This window comes from Lentzea sp. NPDC004782, from assembly GCF_040609115.1.
In the GTDB taxonomy this organism is placed as follows: Bacteria; Actinomycetota; Actinomycetes; order Mycobacteriales; family Pseudonocardiaceae; genus Lentzea.
In genome coordinates this window covers 84,855-104,147 of sequence record NZ_JBEXJN010000026.1, presented here as the reverse complement: position 1 = coordinate 104,147, position 19,293 = coordinate 84,855, and the positions used below count along the sequence as shown (strand labels likewise).

At 70.7% G+C, this 19,293-nt stretch carries 16 protein-coding genes; 8 read left to right on the top strand and 8 right to left on the bottom strand.

Annotated elements, in window-relative coordinates:
- Nucleotides 1-88 precede the first annotated feature (88 nt).
- From ABZV40_RS24370 to ABZV40_RS24350, 5 genes are all read right to left on the bottom strand, one after another.
- On the bottom strand, nt 89-3,163 hold the full coding sequence (locus ABZV40_RS24370; protein WP_355445679.1) for a BTAD domain-containing putative transcriptional regulator: 3,075 nt from the start codon (nt 3,161-3,163) through the stop codon (nt 89-91).
- 181 nt (nt 3,164-3,344) lie between these two features.
- Nucleotides 3,345-4,082: a C4-type zinc ribbon domain-containing protein gene (locus tag ABZV40_RS24365; protein ID WP_355445676.1), complete on the bottom strand. Its 738-nt coding sequence runs from the start codon at nt 4,080-4,082 to the stop codon at nt 3,345-3,347.
- Complete coding sequence (locus ABZV40_RS24360; protein WP_355445673.1) at nt 4,079-4,903, bottom strand: Nif3-like dinuclear metal center hexameric protein; 825 nt, start codon at nt 4,901-4,903, stop codon at nt 4,079-4,081. The genes ABZV40_RS24365 and ABZV40_RS24360 overlap by 4 nt, the downstream gene beginning before the upstream one ends.
- On the bottom strand, nt 4,900-5,895 hold the full coding sequence (cobC, locus tag ABZV40_RS24355) for an Rv2231c family pyridoxal phosphate-dependent protein CobC (protein ID WP_355445670.1): 996 nt from the start codon (nt 5,893-5,895) through the stop codon (nt 4,900-4,902). The genes ABZV40_RS24360 and cobC overlap by 4 nt, the downstream gene beginning before the upstream one ends.
- A 37-nt stretch (nt 5,896-5,932) precedes the next feature.
- Nucleotides 5,933-6,139 (bottom strand): hypothetical protein, encoded by a 207-nt coding sequence (locus ABZV40_RS24350; RefSeq protein WP_355445668.1) that lies wholly within the window; start codon nt 6,137-6,139, stop codon nt 5,933-5,935.
- A gap of 64 nt (nt 6,140-6,203) precedes the next feature.
- Between ABZV40_RS24350 and ABZV40_RS24345 the strand changes: the two genes are divergently transcribed.
- The 4 genes from ABZV40_RS24345 to ABZV40_RS24330 are packed head-to-tail and all read left to right on the top strand — an operon-like array spanning nt 6,204 to nt 8,743.
- Nucleotides 6,204-6,656: a low molecular weight protein-tyrosine-phosphatase gene (locus ABZV40_RS24345; protein WP_355445665.1), complete on the top strand. Its 453-nt coding sequence runs from the start codon at nt 6,204-6,206 to the stop codon at nt 6,654-6,656.
- The gene (locus ABZV40_RS24340; protein WP_355445662.1) at nt 6,635-7,366 is read left to right on the top strand and encodes a fructosamine kinase family protein; all 732 of its coding nucleotides are present in this window, start codon (nt 6,635-6,637) and stop codon (nt 7,364-7,366) included. The genes ABZV40_RS24345 and ABZV40_RS24340 overlap by 22 nt, the downstream gene beginning before the upstream one ends.
- Before the next feature lie 5 nt (nt 7,367-7,371).
- Entirely contained in the window at nt 7,372-7,920 is a 549-nt protein-coding gene (locus tag ABZV40_RS24335; RefSeq protein ID WP_355445659.1) for a DUF1349 domain-containing protein, read from the top strand.
- 4 nt (nt 7,921-7,924) lie between these two features.
- Complete coding sequence (locus ABZV40_RS24330) at nt 7,925-8,743, top strand: SURF1 family cytochrome oxidase biogenesis protein (protein WP_355445656.1); 819 nt, start codon at nt 7,925-7,927, stop codon at nt 8,741-8,743.
- Here ABZV40_RS24330 and ABZV40_RS24325 read toward each other — a convergent pair.
- Nucleotides 8,651-9,583 (bottom strand): cobalamin biosynthesis protein, encoded by a 933-nt coding sequence (locus tag ABZV40_RS24325; RefSeq protein WP_355445653.1) that lies wholly within the window; start codon nt 9,581-9,583, stop codon nt 8,651-8,653. The two genes, ABZV40_RS24330 and ABZV40_RS24325, sit on opposite strands and share 93 nt — an antisense overlap.
- A gap of 72 nt (nt 9,584-9,655) precedes the next feature.
- Here ABZV40_RS24325 and ABZV40_RS24320 point away from each other — a divergent pair, with 72 nt between their 5' ends.
- The 3 genes from ABZV40_RS24320 to ABZV40_RS24310 are packed head-to-tail and all read left to right on the top strand — an operon-like array spanning nt 9,656 to nt 16,349.
- Nucleotides 9,656-11,128 (top strand): DUF2397 domain-containing protein, encoded by a 1,473-nt coding sequence (locus tag ABZV40_RS24320; RefSeq protein ID WP_355445650.1) that lies wholly within the window; start codon nt 9,656-9,658, stop codon nt 11,126-11,128.
- Nucleotides 11,125-12,315 (top strand): TIGR02678 family protein, encoded by a 1,191-nt coding sequence (locus ABZV40_RS24315; protein ID WP_355445647.1) that lies wholly within the window; start codon nt 11,125-11,127, stop codon nt 12,313-12,315. The genes ABZV40_RS24320 and ABZV40_RS24315 overlap by 4 nt, the downstream gene beginning before the upstream one ends.
- Nucleotides 12,312-16,349 carry a TIGR02680 family protein gene (locus ABZV40_RS24310; protein WP_355445644.1) on the top strand — a complete coding sequence of 1,346 codons (4,038 nt, stop codon included), beginning with the start codon at nt 12,312-12,314 and terminating at the stop codon, nt 16,347-16,349. Before ABZV40_RS24315 ends, ABZV40_RS24310 begins: the two co-directional genes overlap by 4 nt.
- Nucleotides 16,350-16,803: 454 nt before the next feature.
- Here the strand turns inward: ABZV40_RS24310 and ABZV40_RS24305 are convergent, their stop codons facing one another.
- Entirely contained in the window at nt 16,804-17,697 is an 894-nt protein-coding gene (locus tag ABZV40_RS24305; protein WP_355445641.1) for a hypothetical protein, read from the bottom strand.
- 82 nt (nt 17,698-17,779) lie between these two features.
- On the opposite strand from ABZV40_RS24305, the gene ABZV40_RS24300 reads away from it, so the two are divergent.
- On the top strand, nt 17,780-18,799 hold the full coding sequence (locus ABZV40_RS24300) for a DUF2399 domain-containing protein (RefSeq protein ID WP_355445638.1): 1,020 nt from the start codon (nt 17,780-17,782) through the stop codon (nt 18,797-18,799).
- On the opposite strand, the gene ABZV40_RS24295 is transcribed toward ABZV40_RS24300, so the two are convergent.
- The gene (locus ABZV40_RS24295; RefSeq protein WP_355445635.1) at nt 18,788-19,255 is read right to left on the bottom strand and encodes a MarR family transcriptional regulator; all 468 of its coding nucleotides are present in this window, start codon (nt 19,253-19,255) and stop codon (nt 18,788-18,790) included. The genes ABZV40_RS24300 and ABZV40_RS24295 overlap by 12 nt on opposite strands.
- Nucleotides 19,256-19,293 lie beyond the last annotated feature (38 nt).

Here is a 19,293-nt window from a genome sequence, read left to right as displayed (position 1 = left end):
CGGCTTGTTCTTGCGATGAGAAAAGCTTGGCGGGGACGCCTGAAAGAAAGCTCAAGCAGCACCTAAAAGCCGGACGCTCGGATTTCGGCTACTTCTGAAAGATTTCCAAAACCCGAAGACCGGCGACCGGGAGACGACGAGGCTCGCGCGCCTCACGGCAGCCGTGCAGCCGGAAGACACCCAGTGCCTCGGTCCACGCGCGGTCGGCGTCCGCCCGTTCGCCCAGACCGTCCAGGGTCGTCGCCAGATCGCGCAACGTGCGGGCCCGCCACACCGGCAGGCTGAGCGCGTCCCACCACTGCAGGGCGCGGTCCAGGTGGCGGTGCGCTTCCACGAACCTGCCCTCGGCGAGATCCATCTCTCCGAGGGTGCGCAGCATCAACGCCTGGCCGAAGCCGTCCTGCATCTCGTTGCAGATGTTGAGGCTCAACACCAAGTCGTCGCGCAGCTCCCTGCCGCGGCCCTGCCGGATGCGGACCTTGGCGAGCGCCTGCACCGCGTACGCGGAGGCCAGCCGGTTGCCGAGGTCGCGCAGCACGTCGACCGCGCGCTCGCACCAGTGCGCCGCTTCCAGCAGCCGTCCTGCGGCGCGGTGCACGATGCCCACCGACCGCAGTGCGATGGCCAGGGCGTGCTGGTCCTCCAGGTTCTCGTACGCCGCGCAGGCTTCCTTGCACGCCGTCAGCCCGGCTTCGAGGTCGCCCTGCTCCGTCAGCACCCGGCCCAGTCCGTGCAACGCCTGAGCAACCGCGAGCGGCTCGTCCATCTCCCTGAGGTCGGCCAGCGCCTCGTCGAGCAGAGTCCGCGCCACGGCGAGGTTGCCGTGCTCGCGCTGCACCGTGCTCAGCGCAAGCTTCGTGGTGGCCTGTCCACGCCGGTCGTCGGCACGTTCGTAGGCGACCAGCGCCAGCTCGTAGTAGCCGCGGGCTTCGTCGAACCGGTCCTGCTCGTAGCGCAGCCGGCCGAGGCCTGCGAGCAACCTGGCCTCACCGCGGCGGTCACCGACCCGTCGGGCGGCCTCCAGCGCGGCGGTGTGCGTGCGCCACCACTGTCCGAAGAGGTTGCGCACCGCGAACCTGGACGAGCACAAGGCGGCCGCGAGCCGCGTCGCGACGTCGGTCAGGTCCAGTTCGCTGACCCGCTCGACCAGACCGACCAACCCGTTCTGCTCGGCGTCGAACCACGCCTCCGGGTCCGCGACGATCTCCTCGACGTCACCGGCTTCCACGTACCGGTCGAGGACGGGGACCGGCGCCGAGTTCAGCGTCGCGCTCGGCATGCGGCCACCCGCGACCTCGACGAGGCCGAGCCAGCACTCCGCCGCACGCGAGACGACGGTGCGGATCGTCTCCTCGCTCTCCTCCGCCTCACCGCGTTCGCGCGCGAACGCCCGTGTCAGGTCATGGATCTGGTAACGCAGCGCAGCCCGGTCGTCCGTTGTGGACACGTCGAGCACCTGCGCGTCGACCAGCCGCTCCACCACTTCCTCGGCGTCGGCCGTCGAACAACCGAGCAGCGGCGCCAGCACCCAGCCGCCGAACGACGACACGTCCAGCAAACCCAGCCTGCGCAACGCCATCCGCTCGCGTTCACGCAGCCCGTCGTAGCTCAGCGCGAGGCTGCCGCGCACCTCCAGATCACCGATGGCGAGCTCCTGCAGGACACGACGCTGCACCCGCAACCGGTCCACCAGGCGGCTCAACGGCCAACGCGCCCGCGCGGCGAGCCTGGCACCCGCGATGCGCAGCGCCAGCGGCAATCTGCCGCACAACCGGACGATCTCCCGTGCGGCATCCGCCTCCGCCTCGACGCGACCGTTGCCGACCACCCGGTCCAGCAACTGCACCGCCTCGGCCTCTGTCAGCACGTGCAGATCGAGGTGGGCGGCGCCACCGAGCGCGCTGAGCCGCTCCCGGCTCGTCACCAGCACGGCCGAGGTGTGCCCGCCGGGCAGCAGCGGTCGAACCTGACGCTCGTCGGACGCGTCGTCGAGCACGACCAGGATCCGCCGGTCGGCGAGCATCGTGCGGTAGAGCCTGGCCCGTTCGTCCGCCTCGTCCGGGATTGCGCTGTCGGCCACGCCGAGGGCTCGCAGGAACCCGGCCAGCACCTCGACCGGGTCCGCGTTCACAGTGCGCACACCCCGCAGCGACGCGTAGAGCTGACCGTCGGGGAAGTGGTCGCGGACGCGATGCGCCACGTGCATCGCGAGGGTGCTCTTGCCTGCCCCGGCCTTGCCGTAGACGGCGCAGAGACGGGAACCCGTCGCGTCCTCGCAGAGCCTGCGGCGCAGGGTCTCGACCTCGGCGTCGCGACCGGTGAAGTCGGCGATGTCGAACGGCAGCTGGCTCGGGGCGCGGGCGGCCCGAGCCGGTTCGACGGCCGCCTCCGCCTGCTCCGGCACCGCCGGTTGCTCCAACGGCTCCTGTTCGGCCCGCAGGATCTTCTCGTGCGCTGATCTCAGCACCGGGCCGGGCTCCAGCCCCAGCTCGTCGAGCAGCGCGCGCCGGCCCTCCTGGTAGCACTCCAGCGCCTCGGCCTGCCTGCCCGCCCGGCTCAGCGCCAGCATCAGCTGGCCGCGCAGGCGCTCCCGCAGCGGATGCTCGCCCACCGCGGCGACCAGCTCGGCCACGAGGGTGTCACCGCCGCCCGTCGCCAGGTCGGCGTCGATCCGGTCCTCCAGGGCGGCGAGGCGCAGTTCGTCGAGACGAACGCGCTCGTTCTCCGCCCACGTGCCCTGCGCACCGCCCAGCGCCGGCCCCTGCCACAGCGCGAGCGCGGCCGCGAAGTGCGCCGCGGCCTGGGCGTTTCGGTCCTCGGCGCGCGCACGTCGTGCGGCGGCCGTCTCGCGGGCGAAGACGTGCAGGTCGATCTCGTCGAACGCGCAGTCCAGCCGGTAGCCGCCTCCGGTCCGCACGATGATGTCAGCGCAGCCGTGCTTCGCGAACGCCCGGCGCAACGTGGAGATGTAGGTGTAGATCGTGTCCCGGGCACGACCCGGCGGATCCTCACCCCAGATCGCGTCGACCAGCTGCTCCAGCGGGACCACGCGACCCGCCTGCGCCGCGAGCAGCGCGAGCAACGTCCGCGGCTTGGGCCCTCCGAGCGGAACCGCCGTCCCCCCGATGTGAGCCTCGATCGGCCCAAGCAGGCGAAACTTCATGTGCCCCCCAACGGTGCCCTGCCGGAGTCCGCCCTCGCGGACGACCAGCAGCGCCCCTCAAACGCCCCCTCGACCGATCGACCATAGTGGAAGGCCGACGAATGACGTCAAGGTCGACGTGACACACATGACCAGACCGCGCACGTGCCCGCGGCCTGCTCGAACTGTCACCGAACGCTGCTCACTGGCCCGGTTCCGCGATCCGGACCAGGATCGCGCCGCACTCCTCGCAGCGCACGACCTCGTCGGCCGCGGCCTCCTTCAGCTTCGACACCGCGCCGCGGTCCAGCTCGATCCGGCACGCGCCGCAGCGGCGCGACTGGAACACCGCGGCGCCGATGCCGCGCTGCTCGCGCTGGCGGTCGTAGAGCTTCAGCAGGTCGTCCGGGAAGCCCTTGGCCATCGTCGAGCGGTCGGCGGTGCGCCTGGTCTCGACGGCTTCGAGGTCGGCGAGCGCGGCGTCACGGCGGCCGGCGGCGTCTTGCAGCGTCGAGCGGGCCTTGTCGAGCTCCACGCGGGCGAAGGAGACGTCGGCCTCCACGGCCTCGCGGCGTTCCATCAGCTCCAACAGGTCGTCTTCGAGGACGCCCTGGCGGCGCTGGAGGGTGGCCAGCTCGTGTTCGAGGTCGGTGAGCTGCTTGGCGCCGACGGAGCCGGACTGCATCAGCTTGCGGTCGCGCTCCTCGCGGGCGCGGACCTGGTCGATCTCGGTTTCCTGGCGCTTCACGTCGCGGTCGAGGTCGCCGAGCGTCGTCTCGACGGCCACCAGCGCGTCCTGCTTCGCGCGCACCAGCTGCTCGGCCTCGGCGATCTCCGCGATCTCCGGCAGCGTGCGGCGGCGGTGGGTGACACGCGCCAGTTCGGCATCGACCTCGGCCAGGTCGAGCAGCCTGCGCTGCACTGCGGGATCGGCTTTCACGCATGTCCTCCTGCTGCTGAGCTCGTCGCCCCGACGGTCCACGGGTCGGTCCGGCGGGTGGAGACGAGTACCTCGACCCTACCGCCGAAGGCGTCCCGCAGGATCTCGGCCGCCTGCTCGCACCACGGCCACTCGCTGGCCCAGTGCGCCACGTCGACCAACGCCGGTCCGCCGGACTCGACGTGCTCGCTCACCGGGTGGTGGCGCAGGTCCGCCGTGACGTAGGCGTCGACGCCGGCGTTCCTGACCGCGCCGAGGAAGCTGTCGCCCGCTCCTCCGCACACCGCGACCCGCTTGACCTGGCGTTCCGGGTCGCCGGCCGCGCGCACGCCCGGCACGGTGGCGGGCAGCGCGTCGGCCACGCGCTGGACGAAGACCCTGAGCGGTTCGGCCTCTGCCAGCTCGCCGATGCGGCCCAGGCCGGTGTCCTCGGGCACCGCCGGCGCGAGCGGCCCGGTGACCGTGAGCCCGATGGCCTCCGCCAGCGCGTCCGAGACGCCCGGCAGCGCGCTGTCGGCGTTGGTGTGCGCGCAATACAAGGCGGCACGGTTCCGGATCAGCTTGTGCACCAACGCGCCCTTGGGGTCGTCGGCGGGAACCCCGTTGACGCCGCGCAGGAGCAGCGGGTGATGGGCGAGGACGAGCTGCGCGCCCACCTCGACCGCTTCCTCCACAGTGGACGAAGTCGGGTCCACGCAGACGAGCACGCGCGTGACCTCCTCGGCCGGGTCACCGCACACCAGGCCGACCGCGTCCCACTGCTCGGCGGTCTTCGGCGGATACGCGGACTCCAGCACCGCGATCACGTCGGCGAGCTTCACGCCAGTTCCTCCATCACTACCCGCAACGCGTCCACGAACACCGCGAACTCCTCCGGCGGCCGGATCGCCACGCGCAGGTACGTGTCGTCGAGACCGGGGAACGTGTCGCAGCGCCGGGCGGCGATCCCCTTGTCCCGCAACGCCTCTCGTGCCCCTCTCGGCACCCTGAGCAGCAGGAACGGTGCCCGCGGCGGCACCACGACCAGATCTCGGAGCTGCTCCGAGGCATGCGCGGCGTGCGCGGCGGCCTCGAGCGCGAACCGGTTCGACGCCTCCAGCGCTTCAGGCTCGCAGCACGCGGTGATCGCTTCCAGCGTCAGGCTGCCGACCGGCCAGTGCGGCCGTCCGTGCGCCAGACGCCGAAGCGTGTCCGGGTCGCCGAGGAAGTAACCGGCGCGGAGTCCCGCGAGCCCCCACGTCTTGGTGAGGCTGCGCAGCACCAGCGCGTCCGGGTCGTGTGCGAGCGACTCGGGTTCGCCGGGCACGGCGTCCATGAACGCCTCGTCCACGACGAGCTTGCCCGGCAGGCGCTTGAGGGCGGCCCGCGAGTGCAGCACCGACGTCGGGTTCGTCGGGTTGCCGACGACGGTCAGGTCAGCGTCCACAGAGGTCTCGGACAGCGTGAAGTCGCCGTCGAGCAGCACGTGCTCGACCGGAATTCCGGCGTCGCGGAACGCCACCTCCGGCTCGGTGAAGCCGGGGTGCACGATCGCCACGCGGCGCGGTGAGAGCTTCGGCAGCAGCGCGAAGCCCTCCGCGGCACCGTTGAGCAGCAGAACCTCTTCAGGCGAGCGCCCGTGACGGCGTGCGACAGCCTCACGTGCGCGCTCTTCTGCCTGCTTGGAGGGGTAACGGCCGAGGTCGTCGAGCGCCCGGGCCAGCCGGTCGCGCAGCCAACGCGGTGGGCGCGGCACCCGCACGTTGACGGCGAAGTCGGCGAGGCCGGGTGCGGCGTCGACGTCACCGTGGTGGCGCAGGTCTGGGCTGGTCATCGCCGGAGATTCTAGGCGACCAGCTCAGACCGGCGCGTCACTGCATGTAGCGGCGGAGCTCGGTGAGATGGCTGATCAGCTCGTCCAGCTGGAAGGCGTCGAGCTGCGCGGACTCACCGGGCGGGGTGCGGAAGCAGACGCGACCCTTCTCGTTGAGGTACACCTCGAACGCACGACGGCGCCCGAGGGCGTCGGTGCACCCGATGATCTCCCGTTGTGGGGGCACGTCGGTACCTGTGTGCATGGGCGGCCTCCATGTCGTTTGCCCGTACATCTTGCGACAGCGGTTGAGCGTTACCGTGTGGCGCGTGAAGGTCGCCTTTGTCTGCACCGGCAACATCTGCCGGTCCCCCATGGCAGCGCTCGTGTTCCGGGAATGGCTGTCCCGCGAAGGATTGTCGTCTTTCGTCACCGTGTCCAGCGCGGGTACCGGAGGATGGCACGTCGGGGACCCGGCCGACCCGCGGGCGTTGAAGACTTTGGCGGACAACGGATACCCGACCGACCACGTGGCCGCGCAGGTGGGCGCGGAGCACCTGGACGCCGACCTGCTGATCGCACTTGACTCCGGACACGCGCGCTCGTTGCGCCGAATGGCAGATCCCGATCGCGTCCGATTGCTGCGCTCGTTCGACCCGGACGCCGACGGCGTGGACGTGCCGGATCCCTACTACGGCGACGACTCGGGGTTCTCCGAGGTCCTGGCCATGATCGAGGCCGCGATGCCGGGGCTGGTCGCGTGGGTCCGCGAACAGCTCTGAGGACGAAACGCCAGTCACCTCAGGCCACCGCCGCCGAAGCGGCAGGCCTGCGGTGGCTGCGCGTTCCCGGCGGTCCCCCGGTCCCGTTCGTGCACTCCTGCGACGACGGGCTGCTGGTGATCGACGAGATCCCGCACGGCACGCCAAATCTTCAGGCGGCCGTGACCTTCGGGCGCCGTCTGGCGACCCTCCACCTCGCCGGCGCTCCCGCGTTCGGCGCACCACCACCCGGCGGCCCGCGCGAGGCCACGATCGGCGCGGCACCGATGCGCAACGAGCCCGCGCCGTCCTGGCCGGAGTGGTTCGCGTCACAACGGATCGAGCCCTACGCCTCGCAGGCGGGCATCGACGTCCGGGAGGTCTGCGCTCGCATCGGTGACCTCGCGGGCCCGCCGGAACCACCCGCGCGACTGCACGGCGACCTGTGGAGCGGCAACGTGCTGTGGGGCGCCGACGGCCAGGTGTGGCTGATCGACCCCGCGGCACACGGCGGCCACAGGGAAAGCGACCTCGCGATGCTCCAGCTCTTCGGCTGCCCGTTCCTCGACCACGTCCTGGGCGCCTACAAGGAGGTCGCGCCGCTGGCCGACGGCTGGCAGGCGCGCGTGCCGTTGCACCAGCTGTTCCCGCTGCTCGCGCACGCCGTCATGTTCGGCGGCGGCTACCGCTCGGAAGCCGTGGCCGCAGCGCGCGCCGCCCTGCGAGGATGATCGGCATGGACCTCACCGGGTGGACGTGGCTCAACGAGCCGCGGAAGTGGTCGACCGATCCCCTGACCGTGCACGTGGACCCGAAGACGGACTTCTGGCGCCTCACCGGCAACGGCGAGATCCACACCAACGGTCACGTCTACGGCACGCGCCTGGCCGGTGACTTCGTCATCACGGCGACGTTCAGCGGCGACTTCCCCGCCCAGTACGACCACGCGGGTGTCGGGCTCGTCGTCGACGACGAGAACTGGATCAAGGCCGGGGTGGAGGTGTTCGACGGGAAACGGCAGGCCAGCACGGTCGTGGCGCGCGGGTTCTCGGACTGGAGCCTCGCCGTGGTCGACGCCTTCGAGACGTTCACGGTGACCGCGGAACGGCGTGGGGACGCCGTAGTGGTGAAGTACGGGCTGGACGGTGCGGAGCCGGGCGTGATGATGCGGAAGGCCTACTTCCCTCCAGGGGTGGAGGCGTTCGCCGGGGTCATGGGGGCGTCACCGCACGGTGAGGGGTTCGTGACCCAGTTCCACGAGGTCCAGCTCACGCATCTACCGTGAGGACGTGCGGTTCAAGTTCCTCCTCAAGCCGGGCTGGCTGGCGCTGACCCTGGCCGTGTGGGTGTTCGCGGGTGCCTGCGTCTACTTCCTGTCCCCGTGGCAGTTCGGCCGCAACGACGAGCGCCAGGCGCAGAACGCCGCCATCAGCAAGTCGCTGAAGAGCGACCCGGTGCCGTTCGGCGCGCAGCACGACGAGTGGCAGAAGGTCGAGATCAAGGGCCGCTACCTGCCGGACCTGGAAGCGCTCGCGCGGTTGCGGACCGTCCTGGGCGAGGCCGCGTTCGAGGTCATCACGCCGTTCGAGACCACCACGGGCAAGACGGTCCTCATCGACCGCGGGTACGTGCGGCCGGTCAACGGCATCAAGCCGCCGAGCTTCGACCCGCCGCCCACCGGTGAGGTCACGGTCATCGGTCTGGCCAGGCCGAACGAGTCGAACGACACACCCGCGTTCGAGCAGGACGGGCGCCGGCAGATCTACTCGATCAACAACAAGGCCGTCGGGCCGAACATCGAGCCCGGCTACTTCCAGCTGATCGAGAACCAGCCGGGCGGGCTCGACACGTTGCCGTTGCCGCGCCTCGAGTCCGGGCCGTTCTTCTCCTACGCGCTGCAGTGGATCGCGTTCGGGGTCATGGCGGTCGGGGGCTGGTTGTACTTCACGATTCGCGAGGCTCGGCCGGGTGGCGTGCTGTACGAAGGCCGCACGAAGAAGAAGTCGATCGCCGAACTACTTGCGGAAGAAGGCGATGACGGCGCTGACGAACGCGGCGCCGAAGCCGACGACGCGGGACAGCTCCACGGCACGCGTCACGTGACCTGAGTCCGGGTTGCGGCCGTGGCCCAGGACCGGGCGTTCCTCGACGCCGTGCGCGTAGACCGTGCGGCCGCCGAGCCGGATCTCCAGCGCTCCCGCGAAGGCGGCCTCGACCTGGCCCGCGTTGGGTGACGGGTGGGCTGAGGCGTCCCGGCGCCAGGTTTCCAGCGCCTGCGAGGCCGAGCCGCCGACGACCGGAGCGCCACCGACCGTCAGCAGCGCCGCCAACCGCGACGGCAGCAGGTTCAGCAGATCGTCCAACCGGGCCGACGCCCAGCCGAAGCGCAGGTAGCGCGGGGACTTGTGGCCGACCATCGCGTCGAGCGTGTTGGCGGCGCGGTAGCCGAGCAGGCCGGGCACGCCGAAGACCGCGCCCCAGAACAGCGGTGCCACGACGGCGTCCGAGGTGTTCTCGGCCACGGACTCCACGGTCGCACGGGCCAGGCCCAGGGTGTCCAGGCGGGACGCGTCACGGCCGCAGAGATGAGGCAGGCGCGCACGGGCCGCCTCGACGTCGCCGGAGTCGAGCTCGCGGCCCATCGAGGTGCCCTCGTCGGCCAGCGAGCTGCCACCCAGCACCGCCCAGGTGGCCAGGCCGGTGGTCAACGCCTGCGCCAGCCAGTGGCGGCGGGCGGCGCGTTCCACGGCCACCCCGAGCGCCGCGGTTCCGCCCACCAGAACGGCCGAGTACACGGCCCCGGCGGCCTGCGAGTCGGCGTAGACGCGCTTCTCCAGGGCCGCCGCGGTCGAACCGAATGCCGCTACCGGGTGAAATCGGCGTGGATCACCGAAGACCGCGTCCGCAGCCACGCCCAGCAACAACCCCAACGCGCGCCCCGCGCCCACGGCATCCTCCCCAGCTCGCTGTGGGCACGGTAGCGCCGCATCACAACACAGCGCGCATTAGGGTGGCCGGTCGTGGAGCACAAGCGGCTGAAGCTGTACGCCTATCTGGACGCGCGCGATCACCAGCGCACGTACCTGGCGATCATGCGCCTGTTCACCTCCACGCTGCTGGCCGACCTGTCCGCGGGCGAGGTCGCCGGAGCGCTGGCGGGTCAGGAGCGGGAAGGCCGCGTCGAGCCCGGCGAGAGCCGCATCGAGAACGTCATCAACCGCCTGAAGCAGCTGGTCGAGTGGGGCAACCTGGTCCAGGGCCGGCGTGAGGTCGTCGCGGCCAGCATCGCCGAGTTCCAGCACGGCAGCGTCCGGTACCAGGTCTCGAAGCTCGCCGTCCGCGTCCAGCGCGACGTCGACGAGCTGCTCAGGGTCCCCGAAGGCGCCCGCGAGGTGTCGAGGGAGCTCCTCCCCGCCATCGAACGCGGCCTCAACGAGCTGGGCGGGTCGCTGAGTGTCGCCCTGCTCAACGAAGGCGAGCGGACGAAGGAGCTCCTGGCCGAACGCGTCACCACGTTGTTCCTGCAGCACGCCGAGCTCGCCGCGACGGTCCGCGACTTCTACGCCTACCTCGGCCAGGTCGTCACGCGCAACCACCTGGCGCCGGACGAGATCGCGGGCTTCCGCAACCTGCTGGTCGAGTACATCCAGCGGGTCGTCGAGGACGTGCTGAAGTACACGCCCCCGATCGCGGAAGCCCTGGCCGGCCTCACGAAGGCGCGGTCAGAGCTGCTGCGCCTGCTGGGCACGGATCTCGGCCAGAACGTCGAACGCGCCCGCGGCCGCACGCCGGAGGACTGGCAGGAGCTGACGGACTGGTTCGTCGACCGCCCCGGCCGCCCGAGCCAGGTCACGGCGCTGCGGGAGGCCACGGCCCGCGCGATCGGCAGCCTGCTGGCCAGCGTGAAGCGGGCCACGTCCGGTGGAGGACTGCTCCCCGGCAGGCGCGCGGAGCTGCTGAAGCTCGCGAGCTGGTTCGACAACGCGACGAGAGAAGAAGCGCACGGGATCTACGCGTCGGCGTTCGGGCTGTACTCCGCCCGCCACCTCTCGCCCGCGCCGGAACACGATTCGGACAACGAGCGCACGCCGTGGCGCGACGGCCCGGTCTGCGACGTCACCGTGTCCGTGCGGACCAGAGGCGACCGGGGAGCGCGCGGCCGTCCGTCGCGGATCCTCGACGACCCGATGACCGAGCAGTCGCTGCTCGCGGAAGCCCGTGAGGCCGACGAGATCCGCGCGAGGCACGTCGCGGAACTGACCAAGGCCGCGGGGAACCTGGAGAACACCACGCTGACGCACGGCGCGTTGGAGGTCTTCTGCGAGCTGCTGACGCTCGCGATGGCCCAGCGCGACTCCCCGCAGGACAGCGGTTCGGCCAGCGACCCCGTGCGCGGCCTCAAGCTTGAGATCGCCCACGGCACGACGACGAAGATCCGCTCCGCCGCCGGGACGCTCACCCTGCACGACGCGACGGTGGCGCTGAAGCGATGAACCACTTGGACAACCTCTCCGACATCGACGCCGCCAACGTGGTGCGGTGCGCCCGGACGTTGCTGCGCAGGCCGCTTCTGCGCCAGGACGGCCCGGACGGCGAGCTGCTGAGCCTCGTCTACCGGCACCGGGCGGTCCTGCAGGACCTGTTCGCGGGCCTGCTCGGCTACCGGCTCGTCGTGGAGCGCCGGTTCGCGCGCCTCTACAAGTCCGGTCCCGGCCACGACGACACGCGCGGTGTGCTCAGCATGTCGCCGCGCGGCTACGCCTACCTGGCGCTGACCCTGGCCGTGCTCACCGGTATCGGCCGCCAGACGCTGCTGTCCCGGCTCGTGGCCGACATCCGTTCCGCCGCCGTCGAAGCCGGCATCGACGCACCGGACGACGTCACCGAACGACGTGCGCTCACGGCAGCGTTGCGCCACCTCGTTTCCCTTGGCGTGCTGCAGGAAACCGAGGGTTCGGTCGCGCAGGACATGATCCCGCAGGAAGCGCTGATCACGATCGACACGGACCTGCTCGGCCAGCTCGTCACGGGTCCGGTCGGGGAGGCGCAGAGCCCCGCGCACCTGATCGAGCTCGCCGCCCGCCCCGGTCCGCGCGGCGTCGAGCACGCGGTGCGGCGCAAGCTGGTCGAGACGCCGTTGGTGCTCTACGCGGACCTGCCGGACGATCAGGCCGAGTGGCTGCGACGCAACCAGCGCAAGGAAACCGCGGTGCTGGAGCAGGCGTTCGGCCTCTACACCGAGTGCCGGGTCGAGGGTGTGCTCGCCGCCGACCCCGAGGACTTCCTGACCGACCTGTCGTTCCCCGGTGTCTCCACGGTCGCGCGCATCGCGCTGCTCGCGTTGCCCGACCTGGTCGACGACGACTCGGAAGAACCGCCCGCACGGCACGTGGTGACGGTGGAACGGATCCGCGAGGTCTGCGCCCGGCTCGTCGAGGACTACCCTGCGGCGTGGTCGAAGCAGTTCACCGACGACCTCGACCGGCTGGTCGCCGAGGTGACGGAACTGCTGCGCCGCATGGGACTGGCCGTCCCCTGCGAAGAAGGCTGGTCGATCAGCGCGGCGGCGCACCGCTGGCTGCCGTCCCCAGACGGCGACCCCGAGCGTGAACAACCGGAACCCGTTGTGGTGCCCGAAGTACCGAGCTGGTCCCTGTTCGATGAGGAGAACGTGTCATGAGCAGGTGGCGGCTGCACCGCGGCGGCGTGGTCAACATCTGGCAGTACACCGAGCAGACGTTCGACTTCTCCGGTGGCCGCGCGATCTTCCAGGGCACCAACGGTTCCGGCAAGTCCCGCACGCTGGAGCTGCTGCTGCCGCTGTGCCTGGACGGCGACCTGCGCCAGCTCGGCTCGAAGGGCTTCGACACGGTCAGCATCCGGCGCCTCATGCTGGACGACTACGACGGCGGCCCGAACCGCATCGGCTACGCGTGGGTCGAGCTGATCCGCGAAGCCGCCGACCACTCCGGCAACGAGTACCTGACCTGTGGACTCGGTGTGAAGGCGTCGAAGACCTCGCAGGCGATCACGGACTCGTGGCGGTTCGTCACGCCGATGCGGGTCGGCACGGAACTGCAGCTCGCGGGTCCTGAGCGGGTTCCGCACGGTCCGGCTCAGCTGCGGGACCTGATCGGCGCGGACTGCATGTTCGAGGAACCGGCGTTCCGCGCGAAGATCGCCGATGCCGTCTACGGCGTGCCGGCCGCCCGCTACGGCGACCTGCTGCACCTCCAGCGGACGCTGCGCAACCCGGACGTCGGCCTGAAGGTGCTGGAAGGCCAGCTGGAGCAGATCCTGTCCGACGCGCTGCCGCCGCTGGACCAGGCGATGGTCGAGCAGCTCGCGACGTCGTTCGACGACCTGGAGTCGATCCGCGAGAACATCGTGCGACTGTCCTCTGCGGACAGTGCGCTGGGCACGTTCCTCAAGACCTACAGCGACTACGCGTTCGGTGGGCTGCGGTCGGCGGCCGAACGGCTGGAGTCGGCCGAGAGGTCGGTGGCGAAGCTGCAGCGCGAGCAGTCGAAGCTCACGCAGGAGCTGGACGTCACGCGGATGGAACGCGCGGCCTCCGAGCAGGCGCTCGTCGACATGGAGACCGGCGAGCAACAGGCCGAGGAGACCATCGCGGCGCTGAAGGAGCTGCCCGCGTTCCGCGACCTGCAGGACCTCAAGACGCGCGAGAACCTCGTTGCGGAGAAGCGTTCTTCGGCCGTGGCCGCTCTCGAAACGGCCCACCGCCAGCGCGCCCAGGAAGACGCCGCGGTCGACAACGTCCTGCGGCTGCTGCGGCGGCTGGCAGAGGACCTGAGCGCGGCCGACGCGTTGAGCGACCCGTTGCGCGAGAACCTCAGGCTCGCGGGCATGGACCCCGACCTGGCACCGGACGTGCCGCAGGTCCCGCCCGCCGAGGCGACCGTGACCACGGACTCGGTGCGCGCCAAGCCGGATCCGGAGGCGGGGCCGCTGCCGATCGAACGGCGGGTGCCGCCCGCCGCCGCGACCGAGGACGTGCTGGCCGCGCTGGCGTCGGTGACCGACCAGACCTCGGTCATCGCTTCCCTTGCGCGCCAACGGGGTGCGCTCGCGCTGTCGTTGCACGAGCAGGCGCTGGCCCTGGACGCGCAGCAGCGCGAGGTGGAGTCGTTGCGGCAGAAGGCCCGCGACGCCCAGCTCGGCGCGACCGAGTCGACCGCGCTGCGCAACCAGGAGCTGCAGGAGCTGGCCGAGGTCGTGCAGACCTGGCTGGAGCAGGTCGAGGCGTGGACGACGAGCGGCCCGCTGCTCGACGAACGCCCGGCGGATGCGCTGGTGCTGCCCCAGACCCCCGATCCGGCGGCGGCGAAGGCGTTGAGCGGCACGGCCCGCGAGTGGGTCGGCCCGCTGGTGCAGGCCGCTCGCGACGCCGCCCACGCGTTCACGCAGCAGCGCGCCGAACTGCGCGCGCGGCTCGACACGTTGGACGAGGAGCTCGTCGGTCTGCGTTCGGGCAAGGAGCGGGTGCCGGTGCCGGGCCAGTACACGTCGGCCTCGCGCGACACGGCTGTGGGCGCTCCGTTCTACCGCTTGGTGGACTTCGCGCCGTCGTTGAACGAGGACGAACGGGCGGGTCTGGAAGCTGCACTGCAGGCGAGCGGCCTGCTCGACGCCTGGGTGACCGCGCAGGGCAGCGACCTCGACGACGTCCTCGCCGTGCCGAGGGAAGCGGTGAACGGTCGTTCACTGGCAGAGTTCCTGGTGCCGGCGGTCGAGGGCTCGCCGGTACCGGAGTCGTTCGTCGCCGACCTGCTGCGCGCGGTGTCCCTGGACGACATGACGACCAGCGGTGACTGGCGCACCGGCGTGCTGACCGGGCGGTGGACCAAGCCCGAGGCCGAGTTCATCGGCGCGGGCGCGCGAGAGGCCGCGCGTGGCCGCCGAATCGCGGCCCTGGAAGAGGAACTGGCCGAGCTGCGGACCCAGCTCGGCACCGCCGAGGACGAGCTGGCCCGCGCGCACGAGCACGTCGCCACCTGGGAGGCGCACGTCGCGGCGTTCCCCGGTGACAGCGAGCTGATCGCCAAGCACAGCCGCGTCCAGGCCGCCGAGGAGTCCGCGGCACGGGCGCAGCAGCGCACGTTCGAACTGCGCGATGCCCTGGAGAACGCCAACGCACGGCTCGAAGCGGCTCGAAGCGAACTGACCCGCCAGGCAGGCGACGCGGGGCTGCCGTCGGACACCGAGGCACTCCGGCAGGCCCAAGCGGCCGCGGGAGAAGCCCAGCGCACGGCCGACCTGCTCGGTGACGCGGTGCGCAGGCGTTGCCAGGGCACGATCTCCGACCTCACGGACGCCTCGCACCGCTACCACGAGGCCGTGGCGGACCGGCAGACCGCGGAAGCCGACGCCGACGCCCGGTGCGTCGACTACGCGGCGCAGGCGGGCACGCTGGCCGAGCTGACCGACGCGGTCGGCGGTGAGGCCAAGGAGATCAGCGAGCAGCTGACCCAGCTGGAGAAGTCGCGCAAGAAGATGCGCGAGGACCTCAAGGGCGTCCGCGAGAGCATCACGACCGCGCGTGAGCAGGCGGCGAAGCTGGAAGCGTTGCTGGAGACAAACTCCAACGCCGTCGAGGAGGCCTCCGAGGGACTGGAACGGGCGAGGGCCAACTTCACGGCCACCGTCCGCGCGCCGGGCCTGATCGCGGCCGCGTTCCCGAACCACGACGGTGCCGCGGACGAGGCTTCCGTTCGCGCGCTGATCTCCGAGCACGGCGACCGGCGCGGCGGCACCGAGGCCACCGTGATCGCCAAACTGCAGGCCCTCCAGACGTCCCTGGCCGGCAGCCACGACATCGCCGCCGAGCAGCACGCGGGCCTGCTGACCGTCACGGTCACCGGCGAGGAGGGCGCGAAGCCCGTCGCCGTCGCCGCCCGCCAGGTCACCACGAAGCTGGCCGAGCAACGCGGGTTCCTCGACGAGCAGTACCAGGGCATCTTCGCCGACTACCTGATCCGCGACCTCGCCGAGTGGCTGCGCGGGCAGATCACCGTCGCCGAGAACCTGACCAAGCGCATGAACGAGGTGCTCGGCCAGGCCCGGTCGAGCCAGGGCGTGCACGTCAAGCTGGCCTGGAAGTCGTCGAGCGCGCTGGACGACTCGACCAGGCAAGCGCTTGCGCTCGTGCGGCTGCCGTTCGGCGAACGCACGCCCGAGCAGGACGCCACACTGCGCCGCGTCTTCACCGAACGCATCGAGAACGAGCGCGACACGCACTCCGGTGGCTACGCCGAGATCCTCTCGCGGGCGCTCGACTACCGGACGTGGCACCAGTTCACGGTGACCGTCGCCGACACCGGCCCCGACGGCAACCCGCGCGAACGGCGGCTGCGCCAGCTGTCGTCCGGTGAGACCCGGCTGATCTCGTACGTGACGCTGTTCGCGGCGGCGGCGAGCTTCTACGACGCGGTGAGCGACGAGTTCGACCCGCTGCGCCTGGTGCTGCTGGACGAGGCGTTCGAACGGCTCGACGACCCGACCATCGCACGCATGCTGGGGCTGCTGGTCGACCTCGACATGGACTGGGTGATCACCTGGCCGAGCGGCTGGGGCGTGTCCGACAAGATCCCGCGCATGCACATCTACGACGTGCTGCGGCCCAAGAACGGCCGTGGTGTCGCGTGCACGCAGACGACGTGGGACGGCGCCGCGCTGGACCGCATCGACCCCTAGACGCTCGCGATGAACGGCGCTTTTGTGCACCTGAGGTGCAATGCCAGGAACTTGAACGGCTCCGGGAACGCGATCTACGAGGCTCGCGAAGGTCGCACTGGTGACCAGTCGGTCGCGAAGCTCCCGGCCAGCGGCTCTTGATCGCGATGACGCACGGCCTGGCGCATGTCGCAACGCGGACGCGCGCCTCAAACGCGTGGTCGAGGCCGACTCGAATCCGTGCTAGTTGATCTTTATGAAGGGCGCTTTCATCCACTCCAGGTGGATAAAGGTTCCCTTCATAAAGATCAACACGTGCGGATATGTCCGGAATGTTCGATGGGATCGCTCCCACGGTGCACAGCACCACATGTCGGGCCGCAGGAGCGAGACTCCATGTGTTACCCCTCGACGCGCGCTCAAGTTTCTGGCATTGCACCTGAGGTGGACAAAAGCGCCGTTCATCGTTTGCGGGTCAGCCGAGGATGAGGTCCGCCAGGTGCACAGCGCGCGTGAGCCTGGTGATCCGCTCGGCCGAGACGTCCCAGGTGGTGCCCACCGGCTCCAGCGTCAGCACGACCATGATCTTGCGGTCGTTGTGGCCGTAGGTGCCGGTGGTGTGCATTGCCGGACGCGTCAGGTCGACATCGGCGGCCGAACGCGCGTCCTGGCCCACCGGACCGTCCTTGCCGACACCGGGGTAGGTCGGCGGCCTCCGCGATTCGACGCACGGCCTGGGCGGCGTGTCGCCGAACCGCGACCACCCCTGTTTGTAGGCCACCTCGCCGTGCACGGCGCGTGGCAGGCCGAAGGACTGGTCGAAGCCGTCGGTCGCGCACTTCGTCGCCTGGTGCAGGTTGCCCATGATGAAATCGCGGAACTTCGGGTGTGCCTGGTCGAGCACATAACGGTAGATCTTGATGACATCGGCGGCGCTGAGCGCCGTGTAGCCCCAGAATCCGACGTTGACCGGCGGAGCGGTGTCCTTGAGCCCCAGCTTGACGACCATGCGCTCGACGATCTTCTCCCAGCCCTCCTGGACCCAGAGCTCCGAAGCCGCGTTGTCGTCGCTCGACCTCAGCATCGGCTGCAGCCGTGCCAGGTCGGCCGGCGGGATCTCGGCATCGGGGCCGCGCTTCTCCAGGTAGTCGAGCGCGATGAGGATCTTGACGACCGACGCCGAGCGGAACTGCGCGTGTTCGTCCCAGGCGATCGTGGTACGTCCGGTCTTGCGGTCGAACACGGCGAACGCCGCCTTGGCGTCCGCGGCGATCTCGGCCCGGGGGTCGGCGTTCGCGGGCATCGGCGCCAGGAAGGTTGCCGTGACGGCTGCGGTGACGCCTGCGACGAGCAGGCGAAGTTTCTTCATGCTCTGTAGACGCTAGCCGTGCCGCCCAGGATGCCTGGAACCCGCTCACGACCAGCGCCGGTGAAGGCCTATGTTTGGCCTCGTGATCGAGTACGACCGTCCCGAACTGACCGAGTTCTGGCGCCTCGCCCGCGAGACGATGGAGGGCGGCGGACGTTCGGCGTTCAGCTTCCGGGTCGAGGACGCGGCCACCGCCACCGCACTCGGCGAGCTGCTGCGCAAACCGATCGCGCACCCGGCCCGCCGCCAGATCTCGTTGGCACGCCTCGACGAGCACCTCCGCGCGCACGGCACCACCCTGCCCGAGGTACTGGAGTCCGTGCACGGCAGACCCGTCGGCCTGTCAACGAGCGAAGAGGCCTCCACCGCGGACGCCGTGCTGAAGTTCGCGTTGCGCGAGCACGGGCTGTTGCACGCGCCCTGGGCCGCCGAGTGGATCGAGCACGTCCGCAGGTACGGCAAGATCCCGCAGCCGGCGTTGCCGATGATCGCGAACCAGGCCGCGGCCGTCCTCGCCCAGCTGCGTCCTGAGGCCAGGCGGTGGACGACTCGCCATGCGTTGGCGGGCAACGACCTCGACGACGGCCGCCCGTTGACCCGCATCGTGCAGAAGGCGTTGCAGCTCGCGGGCACCGACTGGGAACGTTCCGGCGTGCTGCCCGACGCGTACCGCAACCCGGTGCTCACCTCACAGGGCTACCTGACGCTCAACGACACCCTCGAAGCGCGGGAGGTCACCGTCGTCCGCAGCCCGCGCCTGCTGGAGTCCGGCGTGCCCGGCCCGTTGATGGTGCTCCCGAACGGTCTGACACCGCAGGCCAAGCACCACCTCGACGGCAGGGTTGTCCGCTGCCACAACGACTTCACGCCCGACGGCATCCGCGTGACCAACGAGATCCTGGCCTACACGGGCGGGACTCCGTGGCGGATGTCAGCCGCCGACTACCGCGAGGCCGTGGCCACGTTGATCGCGCGCGGCGTGGAACTGCCCACCCTCAACCGCCGCCCGGAAGAAGCGAGCTGGGACCCCGACCTGGCCGAGACCATGGCCACCACGGGCCTGATGGTCACCGAGGAGCACGTGCTGCCGTCACTCCTCTGACGGCGCGAACCGCTTGACGTCCCACCGGCCGTGCCCCTCCATCAACTTGCGCCCGATCCGGCGCAGGTCGGCGAGGTCGCGCTCGTTCAGCAACCCGGTGAACTCCTCGGCGACCGCCGCCCGGTACACGCGCGCGGTGACGCCCCGACACGCCTCCTCGCCCTCGCGCGTCAGCACGGCGTAGACCAGCCGCCGGTTGTCCGGTGGTTGCTCGCGCGTGACCCAGCCGCGCTTGACCAGCCGCTCGATCAGCCGCGTGACGCCGGACGGGCTCACGTCCAGCAGCTCGACGAGCTCGGACATCTGCAACCGCCCGCCGGCCCGGAACAGCTGGTAGAGCGCCACGTGCTCCAGCAGCGAGCACCCGGCCTCGGACTCCATCCGCTGCCCCATCGCGGCCTTCACCGCGTCCACGCCCTGCTGCACGTACAGCCACGAGAAGATCGGCTCGGTCACCACCCCATCCTAAATCACGTTTGACTTCGGGACGTTTT